We start from the raw sequence: 12598 nt of genomic DNA on the forward strand, positions 1-12598 counted from the left end.
CGAAGAGAGTAGGAAGCAATCTAGCCGTCATAGTGCCATAGAGCGACAGAACTTACTTTACGAAAAGATTGCTTTGGCATCCTGACGGATGCCTCACAGTAACCCTCCTAATCGTCATTGCGAGGAGCGTTAGCGACGAAGCAATCTCATAAGAATGTCAAACAAACTCATAAGATTTACAGCAAAATCCTATAATCGCTCAATTTAGGGTTGAATTTATGGTATCATAAAAATCATGAACTCTATTGTCAGGCATGATTTTTCGTTATTCACTGATTTTGACATTTATCTTTTTAAAGAAGGTAACCATTTTACTGCCTATGAAAAGCTTGGTGCCCATTTAGTTGAGCATGATGGGGTGGCTGGAACCTATTTTGCAGTATGGGCTCCAAATGCAGAGGCTGTTTATGTAATGGGTGATTTTAATGGATGGAACAGAGAATCCCATCCTCTGGCAGTAAGATGGGATGGCTCAGGGATTTGGGAAGGATTTATCCCTGAAGTTGGCAAAAGCACAAAATACAAATACTACATTGTTTCAAGATTTGGATACAGGCTTGAAAAGGGTGATCCTTATGCATTTTTCTGGGAAACACCACCCCAAACTGCATCAATTGTCTGGGAGCTTGAATATAAATGGAATGATGATGAATGGATGAAAAATAGACATAAATTAAACAATTTGAACGCACCCTTTTCAATCTATGAAGTTCATTTAGGCTCTTGGCGAAGAGTTCCTGAAGAAGGCAATAGGCACTTAACATACAGGGAGATGGCAGAATGGCTTCCAAAGTATGTTAAATACATGGGATTTACTCATGTTGAGTTTCTTCCTGTGATGGAGCATCCTTTTTATGGTTCTTGGGGATATCAGGTTACAGGATACTTTGCACCAACAAGCAGATATGGCACACCCCAGGACTTTATGTATCTCATTGATGTTCTTCATCAGCACGGTATTGGAGTTATTCTTGACTGGGTACCATCCCATTTTCCAGATGATGCACATGGGCTTAGTTTTTTTGATGGAACATATCTTTACGAGCATCAAGACCCAAAGAAAGGATATCATCCGCACTGGCACAGCTATATTTTTAATTACGGAAGAAATGAGGTAAAAAACTTTCTTATAAGCTCTGCGGTATTCTGGCTGGATAAGTATCATATAGATGGTTTAAGGGTAGATGCTGTTGCATCAATGCTTTATCTTGACTATGGCAGGCAACATGGTGAGTGGATTCCTAACAAATATGGAGGCAAAGAGAACTTAGAGGCAATTGAGTTTATAAGAAGGCTTAATGAGACTGTTTATGAAAAGTTTCCTGATACCCAAACAATTGCTGAGGAGTCAACTTCTTGGCCTATGGTTTCAAGACCTGCTTACTTGGGCGGACTTGGATTTGGAATGAAATGGAACATGGGATGGATGCATGACACTCTCTTTTATTTTTCAAGGGATCCGATTTACAGAAAATATCATCACAATCAGCTTACTTTCAGCATCTGGTATGCATTTAGTGAAAACTTTGTTTTACCCCTTTCTCATGATGAAGTTGTCTATGGGAAAGGCTCTTTAATAAATAAAATGCCCGGGGATTACTGGCAGAAATTCGCAAATCTGAGACTTCTTTTTGGATACATGTATGGTCATCCCGGGAAAAAACTTATTTTTATGGGCGGAGAAATCGGACAATGGGATGAATGGAATCATGAAAAAAGCTTGGACTGGCATTTGCTTGATTTTTCAATGCATCGTGGAGTGCAGAATTGGCTTAAGGACTTAAACAGTCTTTACAAAAATGAATCTGCCCTTCATGAGCTTGATTTTAACCCTCAAGGCTTTGAATGGATTGATTTTGGCGATGCAGAACAAAGCATCATCAGTTTTATAAGAAAAGGCAAATCTCCAAAGGATGTCTTTCTCATAGTATGCAATTTTACTCCTGTTCCAAGATACAATTATAGAATTGGCGTTCCCTATGGAGGATTCTGGAAAGAGGTTTTAAATAGCGATGCAGTTGAGTATGGTGGAAGTGGGCATGGCAATTTTGGCGGAGTTTATGCTGAGCAGACTCCAATGCATCATAGACCTTACAGTTTATCTTTAACATTACCTCCTCTTGGAGTATTGTTTTTTAAGCATCAGGCAAAATGAAATTCAAAATACTCAAAAAAGACGGTTTTGCCCGTACAGGCATTTTAGAGACTGAAAGAGGGATTGTGCATACTCCTGTATTTATGCCTGTTGGCACAAATGGAACAGTAAAGGCAATGACTCCTGATGAAGTGAAGCAGATTGGATATGAGATAATTCTCTCAAATACATATCATCTTTATTTAAGACCCGGACATGATGTAATCAAAAAGTTGGGTGGAATTCATAGATTTATAAACTGGCACGGACCAATTCTCACTGATAGCGGAGGTTTTCAAATATACAGCCTTGCATCATTAAGAAAAATAACATCCGAAGGAGTTGAGTTTCGTTCACACATAGATGGCTCACTTCATTTTATCACTCCTGAAAAGGCAATTGGGATACAGCTTGCTCTTGGTTCAGACATAATTATGGTTCTTGATGAATGCGTTCCTTATCCTTCTGATGAGAATTATGTTGAAAAATCACTGATTCTTACAACTGAATGGGCAAAGAGATGTAAGGAGCATTTTGAAAAAAACAAAGAAAAAAATGCTCTTTTTGGAATCTTGCAGGGTGGCGTTTTCCCACAGCTAAGGCAAAAAGCACTTGAGGAACTTTTGAAAATCGGCTTTGATGGATATGCAATAGGTGGATTGAGCGTTGGAGAGCCAAAAGAAGATATGTATAAAGTTGTCAGTGAAATAGCACCTATTATGCCTGAGGATAAGCCAAGATATCTTATGGGTGTTGGTGATTTGCTTGATGTTATTCATGCAGTTGAGCATGGCATAGACATGTTTGACTGTGTGATGCCAACAAGAAATGCAAGAAACGGAACACTCTTTACATCTCAGGGCAGAATAAGCATTAAAAGAAGTGAGTTCAAAGATGACCCATCACCTTTAGACCCTGAATGTGACTGTTACACATGCAAAAACTACTCAAGGGCATTTCTTAGGCATCTTTACATGTGCAGGGAGATACTCTCAATGAGGCTAAATACAATCCACAATCTGCATTTTTACTGCAGGTTTTTCCAAAAGATGCGAGAGGCAATAAATGAAGGCAAGTTTCAACAATTCAAACATGAATGGCTTACAGTTTTAGAGAAAAACTTTGCTGTATCTGACTAAATCCTAATTTCTGCGATTCCCAATTTTCAGGGCTACTCCAAGCGAAGCGAGGAAGAAGCAATATCGCCTTTTTCCCCAAAAAAGAGGTCAGTTTGACTTGATTTAAAAGCCTCGTGATAACAAAAAAGCTCACCTCATCAAATTATAAAAAATTCCTAAATTCCCATTTTTTTAGGCACTATGATGTCTAAGGGGGAGAAAATAAAGATTATGAGCAAACTTAATGATGAACAGAGGGAGATATTGAGAATATTAGGAGTTGATGAGAAGTTATTCAAAACTTACGAAAGTGCGAGAGAATTTTGTAGGCTAATCTAAAAATTGTAACTCATTATTTGTCTCCAAAAAATTTAATCTAATTACCCAAATAACAGATTAATCCTTGATTTTGTTTGGTTGTTTATATTTTTTGGGCTTGTTGGTTATCATTAGTTTTTCAAAATTTAAGCTAATCTTGTTCCTGTTGATGTTCCTGTTGTTCCTTGTTGTTGTCCCTGCTGTTGTCCCTCTTGTTTGCAAGAAGTAGGAGTTTGTTGGGCATCAATTCCTTTAGTTTAGTGGAATAGGATTTAGATTTAAACAATTCCTTTATTTTAATGAGGAATTTACAATTTAATATTGGAAACCAATCCCAGCGAAATCTCAAGATTAGTCCACCCAATATTAATAAAAATGCCACACCAGTTAAAATAACCGGCATTTTAAGACCATCTTTTGTAAAAACAGAGTATAAAACAATCACTGAAACAATCAGCATACCAGAAATCCATTTGAAAAATTTATAAATCTCAGGAGGGTCTATTTCTCCATTATAAAACTTACTTTCTTTAAGCCAATTCTCAGGAAATATTTTGGGATTATCGTTAACATTGAATTCAAATGCTCTTTTTTCAATTTCTATCATCACCATTTGCGAAGCCCTGTGTTGATATGCAAGGATGTTTGCTCCAAAATATACAATTAGAAATAGTACAATTGACGCAAAAGATGTAAGAGTAAATATAATCAAATTTTTTTTCTGATGCAGCACTTGGGCTATCAGGCAATATCTTATCTAACCCATATCCATATACAGCCATAGCAGATACGATAGGGATGACAAGTTGTATAAAATTTCTTTGAGACTCATGGAGGTCTTTAACTAAATCGCTGTGATATTGTTTAAGAAAGTCCTTTTGTTCATCACTAAGAGGCATATATTACCTCCTCTATGTTTTCTTATTCTTCCAACTATTTTACTATTTTCAATATGAAGTGGAGAATATGAATAAATAGTACAATCTGAGCTAATGATTTCAGAATTTATTATTGATACTCTCCAAATTTTGATATGCCTCCGTTTTTTGGAACATTATAAATACGAACTTTTGTTCTTACAAAAATAGTGCACCCAAACTTTGTAACAAAATATTTACGAACCATTCCTATAAACCTCGTAGGGCGTTTTCCCATCAAGACTGCTATGCGGTCTCTCTGTATTATAGAATTTTCTATATTCTTCTATCGCTTCCCTTGTCTGCTTCGCATTTTCAAAAATATTTCTACTGAGGCATTCATCCCAAAAATAGCGATAGACACTTGTCACTGCGAGCCCCTCGGTGGGGCGAAGCAGTCTCTAATTGGTAACTGGTGAATGGTGATTCGTGGATGGTGGATGGTGAACACCTCTCCGTAATTGCGAGGATACCCCCTCTCCGTCATTGCGAGCGAAGCAATCTTGCCTTTTCCCTTTCAAAGAGATTGCTTCGCATCCTTCGGATGCTCGCAATGACGGAGTAGTGTGTCACTGCCAGCCTTCAATTATCGTCACCGCGAGCCCCCCTGTTGCAATGAATAGCGTGGCAATCCGCAACATCGTCACTGCGAGCCTCAGATTTTTCCGTAACTCTGCCTATTTTAAGTAATATGTAAATCAAGCTTTAACTTTTCAGCAATCAATCTTGCTTGTTTTGGAATTTCTGAAATTTCCCATCCATGAGGCATTTTTAGTTTATATATCCTTCCAAGATGTATTAGTACATCCTTGACTGAATACCTACTCAAAAGTTTTGCCTTCCTTAACTCATTGTATATCCTGTAATACATCATTAATGATACAAAGTTTACAAACATCCATCCATTCAAACTTTCGTCATCCCTCAAATATGTCCTGTCTGCATTAAGAAAATTCTTGAAAGTGTCAAACGCTTGCTCTATTTGTGCCCTGCCCTTAAGCAATTCAAACACTTCCCTGCTATCATAATCTGTATTTGTTAAAACCTCTATACTGCCAAGTCTGTGCTCTATCTCATAAAACCTCTCTTCCTCTATTCTGCCATCTTGTATATGCCCTATTATGTCCTTTTCCTCTTCAGCCTTAAGTCTTGGGTCAAAATACAATATTACTTTCTTGCCATCTAATCTTTTCTCCTTCCACCATATCACTCGCTTTTCAAATATAAAATATCCATCAAATTCCCTTCTTCTCCCACTGCCAACAACACTATAGTCTATTAATGAACTATTCCGCCTTAAAGGCATAATAAATTTTAGATTCTCCTGTTCAAGAAATTTTATGTTGTTCTCTGAGTAAAAACCCTTATCACATATTATCACAGCATCCTCAATGGCTGCCTCCTGTAGAGTTCTCTTGAATGCAGATACATCTCTTATGTTTCCGGTCAGTATCCTGAAAAATCCAGGCTCTTCTTCTTTAAGAGAAAACACCAACAGAAAGTTTACCTGAGGCACATACTCCCCATGACCATTATATCCTAATGTTGCACTAATAACATTGTCTGAATAAGAGAAAACCTGCGTTATGTCTATCACCTGATATTGTCTATCTTTCAGAAAGTGCCTTAAAAATTCAACCACTTTTTGTCTTTGCCTTCCCACCTCCCTTATAATCTGTGAGAGACTCTTTGCAGATAATGAAGCATCAGGATACACTTCAGACAGATATGAAGCCCTAAAGTGGTGTATCACATTTTTAATCGCTGATGAATGAAAAAGCCTAAGTAGTGAAAATACAAGTAAGGATTTGAAGAAATCTGGAAAATAGACTTTCAGAAGTTCCTCTATATCCTGAGCAATACTTAACACATAAGAGGTTGCACCAAACTCCTTTACAGTTATTGCCTTCATAGAGTCAAGAATTCTCTCATGTTTTGGCTTAATGAGACCATCCTTAGTGATTTTACCAAGATATTTTTCGGTAATCTTTTTTGCTCTTGCTTTTTGAGGGTCCCACTTAGAGGTTATCTGATACAAATAAAAGGAATTACCTTTTTTGATAATCTGAGTGTTTTTTCTCTTATGTTTTAATACCCAATCAGGAAAATCGTTTTTCATATTACTTAAATAAGTAATAGCATAAAGGAAATATTTTTGTCAAGCAAAAATGAGAGTTTTAATATTTAGAAGGGTTTAATTTTCATGAAAAGTTGAACTAATAATCCTATTACTTAAAAATTGCGGAGTTACGGATTTTTTGTCACTGCGAGTCTCCGAAGGAGGCGAAGCAGTCTCTGAAAATTCGTAAAAAGTAAAAGGTAAGAAGTGAAAAGTAAAAAAACGAAATTGCCACGCCTTCGGCTCGCAATGTTCCGTGTTAGTTTGTCAAGTATTTTTCCATTCATTGGAATTTCTTCGTTGTATGGTATCCCGCTTTTTAAAACTCCATATGCCTGCCTTATTATTTTATGGGCTACCGCCATAGCAAATCTCTCCCCTTCTTTGAAAAATGCCTTAAACATCCCCAAAATCCTATCTTCATCATAAATCCTAACAGTTACAGTATATGACCTACTTACTGTGTCTCCTTAAAAAACACATCCTTGTCAACTACAACCTTTTTCTCAGGTGACTTAAGTAGGTGCCTTATTTGGAAAATAAGAGGCTCACATGGGTGAGTGATGTTGGCAATTATTTTTTGGCTGACCTTTTTAGTTTCTTTGTCTCTGCAAGTCTCTGCTATCTCATAGGTTTTGTATTTCCTTTTTTGTTGACCAAGACTCTTTGATGAACATAGTGACCTCCTTTTTTGATTGGTATACAACAAATAGAAACAAACAAAAAGTCAAAAATAATGAACTTATATTAAATTGCAAAATAGGATAAAAAAAGATAAAACTGATTGAATTATAAGAACTTTACTATTTTTATAGGCTAAAAATTGATAAAATGGGGTTTTAGAGCGTTTTTTGTTATTGCAAGGATGAAAGACTCAAGCAAACTCTTTTTAATAAGATATCCACGCAATATTTAGGTAATGAGAGCAAACTTCTGACTTATCCTGCTATTTTGCGTTTTTTGGAAATTGACGATGAGATAGCTAAGGTTTACCAATTTTTATTATATTTAAATACATTGCTGTCCAAAATAATCTAAACTCATAAAAAACATCCGCATAAAATAAGACTTTTGGACAAGAAAATTTGCTTTTTCAAAATCAGGTTACCCCCCTTTCTTTTTATTTGCTGTCCAATTAAACAAGTCTAAATTTTAACTGTTCTATTTGAGGCTCAATTTGCGGTGTCTCTGTCGGTTTATTTATCCATTCCCATAAATTCCTATATGTAAATAGGTTTAGTCTCAACAATGCAACCAGATTACTTAATGACCATCCAAATGTTGATAACTCCTTCAGATACTTCAGTATCAGTATCGCTATTAATGCCGTCCATATCTGTATCTTAAGTGCATTCGCTGATGTCCCTACAAAGGTTTTTACTCTTAGATTTTGTTTCAATGTCTTAAAAAATCTGCCCTGCCATCTGTCTTTGTATATCTCTGATATGGTCGTTGCACCAAAGTTCAGTTGGTTCGTGAGTAGCACAACTGTATCTTTTGTTTCCTTATCCATGACCTCTATCCTCCGTAGCTCATATGGACAGTCTTGCTCTGCATAAAAACCCTTAAGCTTGATTATCTCATCCCGAATTATGTTTCTGTTCTTTGGCACTGGTAGGCTCTTTATCACTTTATAAGAGGCGTTGTCCTTTAACCTTGTTACAAAATATACCCCCTCCTCTGTCCATCTACCAAATAAAGCATAGTCAACACACCCTCTGTCTATTACTACTATGGCACCAGAACAAAATTGAAGTCTCCTTAATATGTTTACTTCGTGCACTTTACCTTCTGTTATATGCGCATATTCAGGTAAATATCCTGAGTGGTCAAGTAGTAAATGCAACTTTACCGCACCTTTAGTCTTTCTGAATTTTGCCCAGTCAAATACTGTTGCACACAACTCTATTACAGATGCATCAAAGCTCATTAGCTTGTTCTTAAATCTGAATTTCCTCTTGCCAGTAAATTTAGACTGACATCTCTGAAGAAGCATATAAAATACTGCTTGAAAAAGTTCCCACGGTCTGTGTTCATTTGCATAGGCAAGGGTAGAGCTCTTTGGAGCTTCTTTTATACCAAGATGCCTTAACTTGCCAACGCAACTGGCAAGTCCATTACATATCTCTCTTAGAGAATGCGCCTGCCCAAGTTGACAAAATAACATAGCTACAAATTGCCCCCAACTCGTAAACCCTTTTGCTCTACGCTCAGCTTCTGTCTGCTTTGACTGACTTCTCAAATTCTAATCTTGGAAAAAGGGATAGAATTTGACTGAAAATACTGCTATACTTATTCATATACACCTCCGATCTGGGTCTTTAATTTTTAAGCTAAATGTTTATCTATTTTACCCAGATCGGAGCTTTTTAAAAAATTTATTTTGGACAAGAGTGTAATAAGAGCATTTTAAAAAACTTAAAAAGGAGATTTAACAACAATGAATGAAAAAGAGTTAAAAGCAAATGATGTTGAAACTCGTGTAGAAGCAACACAGGCAGGGACAGGGTTCTTGATATGCCCCCCCATTTTTTCGTAAAATGGATAGGAATCGACTAAGGTTTTATGAGCACAGAGGGATGAATGATTAAAGACATTAAACAACTCACTGAATTATACTTGCATTCTATTGGTTTATTGTCGCCTGATAAATCATGGATGGACTTTCATGATGAATTGATCCTAAATGCTTCTAAGGATGCTATTGGCCTTCTCGCAGATGCTAAGCCGAAAGATAAGTGTAAATATGCATTATTTATTAATGTTGATACGATAAACAAAACTTGCGAGGTAAAAGATTATATTGAAATAGGTGCTTTATCTGATTGGTCAAGTCATTTATTTTGGCAAGGCTCTGGTGGAGCACAAAGTGATAAGATCAGAAATACTCCTCATAAGATTTACTCTAAAAAAGGTGATTTTTCTGTTGATGATTTGATCGCTCCATTGCAGACGATATTAAATGACTATTGTCGCATTCAAAAAGGAAGTGGCAAGAATAAAGGTTTTGAAGAAACTGGTCCAATATTTTGGGATACTAATAAGATCGAGGAAAAAGAATGGTTGAAAACCATAATTGATATTATAAAAAGTGAAGAAAACAAGATAAATTTGCAGGTTAAAGGGCAAGAAAGTTGGCAAGGAAAGTTCCCTTCAATAAAGCAAGGAGAGTCAGTTTTTATTGGCTTAACAATTGATGATAAGCCAATCGGAGAATATGAATTATTCAGGCGTTATTTATTATTTGTACGAACAAGGGCAGGTATTCAGAAAGGTGCGGATAAGTTTAAAAATAAGAGTTTTTCTGAGGTTGTTGGTATTTGCCCTTCTTGTCATAGGAATAAACCCCTTTTAGATCAGTGGCAAAGCACAGCAGAGTTGTCTTTTTATCAAACAACAAACGAAAATCATCTATCTTATGCTTTTCCTTCTTCAGCCTTTAAACTCTGTCGGGGCTGTTCAGATTTGTTGTATGTGTTTAAGCAGCATTTACTTGAGACATTGACACGTAAATTAGGTGGTAATGAATGCCTGATTTTGCCATCTATCAAGGTAATGCCTGTGGATCAAAAAGATAAAGAAAGGTTATACGAAAATCTAAAGGCACTTTGGACCACATCTGGAGACACTCAATCAGCAGAAAAAAGATTATTATTTAGACTCGGGCAGTTACCATCATATGCCACTGTTACATTTGTCTTTGGTGATTATATTACAACAGGTAAATCTCAAAATGTTAGAAGATTAGATGAATTAAACATCATCTTCCCAGATGTATTGCCAAGCAGACTATCACGAATAGCAAATGTAATTGAAAAAGCTAATAAATACTTAAATGATATGTGGTCTTTAACAGGAAGGACATGGAATTGTTCATGGAATATTCAAGATGATTTATATTTACTTTATCAGATATTTTATCCTTCATGGGAAAAAAAGAAAAAAAATAAGAGCAAAAGAAGAACAGAAGTAGAACGTTACCTGAGAGCAATTTTCTATGCTGAAGATATAACGTATGATGAAATAGCAGAAGATTGTTATTCAAATCTTTTATCTGCATTTAAAACAAGTAAAATCAGCAGAGATGATAACGACAAATATGCGTTGTCCAATTACACAGGGAATATTTTATCGTTACTGGTTTTTGTTCATATGTTGAAAAACGCAAGTAATTATAAAAGGGGGGCAAAAGATATGCCAGATATGCAATTTGAATTTACTGCTATGCCTGATTTAGGCAAGTTTGTAGAGATGCATCCTTTATTAAAGGATTCTCAATACCTTGCACCATTTTTTGTAGGCTGTTTATTCTCATATGCAGAAAACTTGCAGAAAGACAACAGTAGATTAGCCGCTTACAATTGGCTTGGAACTATGGCTTTAACCTACAAAGATATTTTGCAGGATATTTATCCAAAGGTGCTGAATTATATAACAAACAAGGAAAAGATTGTATCAAGTCCGAGACTTCAGGAACTTACAAGGGCAATAGCCTATTATGACAGGGGCAAGTGTGACAATGACCGTGTAGCTTTAGTATCTTTTTGTCATGGCTGGGCTGTAGGCAGAGATTTTATTTATAAAAAGAAAGTAGAAGAATCTAAAACAGATATTAATCAATAATGAAGGAGGAAATAACAATGGCTAATACTACCTTGTCAAACAGGCATGAGACTTTATTTCTCTGGGAGGTTAGAAAAAGCAATCCAAACGGTGATCCCAATGGAAATGAACCACGTATAGATAGATATACAAAAAAATGTGATGTAACCGATGTGTGCATTAAAAGGTCGATAAGAGACTATATCTGGACAAAAAAGGGTGTTGATTCTATATTGGTTACAAAACTTGGAGAAGATCAGTCTGAAACTGTGACTCTTAATGAAAGAATTGAACGATATTTATTCGATATTAACAAATTAAAAACCTGCGTGAAATACTTAGAAGAAACAGTCGGCAATAGATTAAAAAAAGAAAAAGAGTACAAAAGCTTTCTCGAAACACCGACCCCTGAAACCTTGAAGAAACTTTTGGATGAGAAAAAAATAAAAGAAATCGTAAATGATGGTGAAGATCCAGAGACAGTACGTAAATATATTATTGATACTATAAGAGCATATTTATGTGGTGCTTTTATAGACCTGCGTATGTTTGGCAGTGTGCTTGCATTGAAAGGTAGTTTAGATGTTTTGGGTGGGCCACTTACTGGTCCAATACAAATTGAAGTTGGAACATCGTTACATCGTGTGGTTCAATCTAATAAACAAATCACCAGTGTTATGGGCAGTAAAGAAGAAAAAGAGGCTGGAATTATTGGCGATACTCATTGCATTGAGTATGGACTTTTTGCCACAAGTGCTATATCTAATGAGAATGCAGCTAAGTTCACAGGTCTAACTGATGAAGACCATGAATTATTCTTAAAAGCTTTATGGCGTGGTACCCGAGACAGGCACACTCGTAGTAAAAATCAGGTGCCAAGATTATTGATTGACATTGAATACAACAAACCTTTCCACTTTGGTGACCTTGTCAATACATTGAAATTAATCCCTGTTGAAAGAGATGGCAAACCTTTGGATGAAGAAGCTTACAGGAGCATAAATGACTTTAAGCTTGATTTAAAACAATTTTATGAAAAACTTAATAAGAGAAAAGAGATAATAAAAACTATTAAATTTGCCTCTAATGAATTATGTTCTCTTGAGGAGTTTAAACAAGGATTTGATAATGGCTTAAAAGAGAAGGTTTGTGAAATTTTAGATATAGATTATGATCCCTCAGTAGACATTGATAATATAATCCTCAATGATGAAGCAAAAAAAGCATTGGAAGGAATTAAAGGAATATTTTATTGTGAGTCTCAAAAGATTTTAAGTATCAACAGTGATTTATCTAAAGAAGATTTAAATAAACTTTTAGAAAATCCTGCTTTTGCAGATTCAAAATCTGCTATTGAAGAGGCTTACAAAAAACTTAAAGGAGTATAACC

At 35.8% G+C, this 12598-nt stretch carries 12 protein-coding genes; 5 read left to right on the plus strand and 7 right to left on the minus strand.

All coding sequences use genetic code 11. From position 1 onward, the window contains the following. Nucleotides 1-235 precede the first annotated feature (235 nt). From glgB to ACYQ3P_RS07995, 3 genes are all read left to right on the plus strand, one after another. A complete protein-coding gene (gene glgB, locus ACYQ3P_RS07985; RefSeq protein ID WP_460177387.1) occupies nucleotides 236-2155 on the plus strand; it encodes a 1,4-alpha-glucan branching protein GlgB in 1920 nt (639 codons plus the stop codon). Continuing rightward, nucleotides 2152-3273: a tRNA guanosine(34) transglycosylase Tgt gene (tgt, locus tag ACYQ3P_RS07990; RefSeq protein ID WP_460177388.1), complete on the plus strand. Its 1122-nt coding sequence runs from the start codon at nucleotides 2152-2154 to the stop codon at nucleotides 3271-3273. Before glgB ends, tgt begins: the two co-directional genes overlap by 4 nt. A 180-nt stretch (nucleotides 3274-3453) precedes the next feature. Continuing rightward, nucleotides 3454-3591: a hypothetical protein gene (locus ACYQ3P_RS07995; protein WP_460177389.1), complete on the plus strand. Its 138-nt coding sequence runs from the start codon at nucleotides 3454-3456 to the stop codon at nucleotides 3589-3591. Between the two features lie 130 nt (nucleotides 3592-3721). Here ACYQ3P_RS07995 and ACYQ3P_RS08000 read toward each other — a convergent pair whose 3' ends face one another. The 7 genes from ACYQ3P_RS08000 to ACYQ3P_RS08030 form a co-directional block, all read right to left on the minus strand. Further along, nucleotides 3722-4177: a hypothetical protein gene (locus ACYQ3P_RS08000; protein ID WP_460177390.1), complete on the minus strand. Its 456-nt coding sequence runs from the start codon at nucleotides 4175-4177 to the stop codon at nucleotides 3722-3724. Further along, complete coding sequence (locus ACYQ3P_RS08005) at nucleotides 4164-4469, minus strand: hypothetical protein (protein ID WP_460177391.1); 306 nt, start codon at nucleotides 4467-4469, stop codon at nucleotides 4164-4166. The genes ACYQ3P_RS08000 and ACYQ3P_RS08005 overlap by 14 nt, the downstream gene beginning before the upstream one ends. A gap of 215 nt (nucleotides 4470-4684) precedes the next feature. After that, entirely contained in the window at nucleotides 4685-4858 is a 174-nt protein-coding gene (locus tag ACYQ3P_RS08010) for an integrase core domain-containing protein (RefSeq protein ID WP_460177392.1), read from the minus strand. A gap of 311 nt (nucleotides 4859-5169) precedes the next feature. Then, nucleotides 5170-6606: a transposase gene (locus ACYQ3P_RS08015; protein ID WP_460176825.1), complete on the minus strand. Its 1437-nt coding sequence runs from the start codon at nucleotides 6604-6606 to the stop codon at nucleotides 5170-5172. Nucleotides 6607-6734: 128 nt separating this feature from the next. Continuing rightward, on the minus strand, nucleotides 6735-7010 hold the full coding sequence (locus ACYQ3P_RS08020; RefSeq protein WP_460177393.1) for a hypothetical protein: 276 nt from the start codon (nucleotides 7008-7010) through the stop codon (nucleotides 6735-6737). 53 nt (nucleotides 7011-7063) lie between these two features. Beyond that, on the minus strand, nucleotides 7064-7312 hold the full coding sequence (locus tag ACYQ3P_RS08025) for a hypothetical protein (protein WP_460177394.1): 249 nt from the start codon (nucleotides 7310-7312) through the stop codon (nucleotides 7064-7066). 429 nt (nucleotides 7313-7741) lie between these two features. Further along, entirely contained in the window at nucleotides 7742-8848 is a 1107-nt protein-coding gene (locus tag ACYQ3P_RS08030) for an IS4 family transposase (protein WP_460177395.1), read from the minus strand. Between the two features lie 341 nt (nucleotides 8849-9189). Between ACYQ3P_RS08030 and ACYQ3P_RS08035 the strand changes: the two genes are divergently transcribed. Then, nucleotides 9190-11229 (plus strand): TM1802 family CRISPR-associated protein, encoded by a 2040-nt coding sequence (locus ACYQ3P_RS08035; RefSeq protein ID WP_460177396.1) that lies wholly within the window; start codon nucleotides 9190-9192, stop codon nucleotides 11227-11229. Beyond that, the gene (gene cas7b / locus ACYQ3P_RS08040) at nucleotides 11229-12596 is read left to right on the plus strand and encodes a type I-B CRISPR-associated protein Cas7/Csh2 (RefSeq protein ID WP_460177397.1); all 1368 of its coding nucleotides are present in this window, start codon (nucleotides 11229-11231) and stop codon (nucleotides 12594-12596) included. The genes ACYQ3P_RS08035 and cas7b overlap by 1 nt, the downstream gene beginning before the upstream one ends. The last annotated feature ends 2 nt before the right edge of the window (nucleotides 12597-12598 follow it).

This window comes from Thermodesulfovibrio hydrogeniphilus (assembly GCF_054657355.1).

What these genes read in the sequence shown, in the direction of transcription:
- glgB (WP_460177387.1), top strand. Translation starts at nt 236, where the DNA reads ATGAACTCTATTGTCAGGCATGATTTTTCGTTATTCACTGATTTTGAC.
- tgt (WP_460177388.1), top strand. Translation starts at nt 2,152, where the DNA reads ATGAAATTCAAAATACTCAAAAAAGACGGTTTTGCCCGTACAGGCATT.
- ACYQ3P_RS07995 (WP_460177389.1), top strand. Translation starts at nt 3,454, where the DNA reads ATGATGTCTAAGGGGGAGAAAATAAAGATTATGAGCAAACTTAATGAT.
- ACYQ3P_RS08000 (WP_460177390.1), bottom strand. Translation starts at nt 4,177, where the DNA reads ATGATAGAAATTGAAAAAAGAGCATTTGAATTCAATGTTAACGATAAT.
- ACYQ3P_RS08005 (WP_460177391.1), bottom strand. Translation starts at nt 4,469, where the DNA reads ATGCCTCTTAGTGATGAACAAAAGGACTTTCTTAAACAATATCACAGC.
- ACYQ3P_RS08015 (WP_460176825.1), bottom strand. Translation starts at nt 6,606, where the DNA reads ATGAAAAACGATTTTCCTGATTGGGTATTAAAACATAAGAGAAAAAAC.
- ACYQ3P_RS08020 (WP_460177393.1), bottom strand. Translation starts at nt 7,010, where the DNA reads ATGTTTAAGGCATTTTTCAAAGAAGGGGAGAGATTTGCTATGGCGGTA.
- ACYQ3P_RS08035 (WP_460177396.1), top strand. Translation starts at nt 9,190, where the DNA reads ATGATTAAAGACATTAAACAACTCACTGAATTATACTTGCATTCTATT.
- cas7b (WP_460177397.1), top strand. Translation starts at nt 11,229, where the DNA reads ATGAAGGAGGAAATAACAATGGCTAATACTACCTTGTCAAACAGGCAT.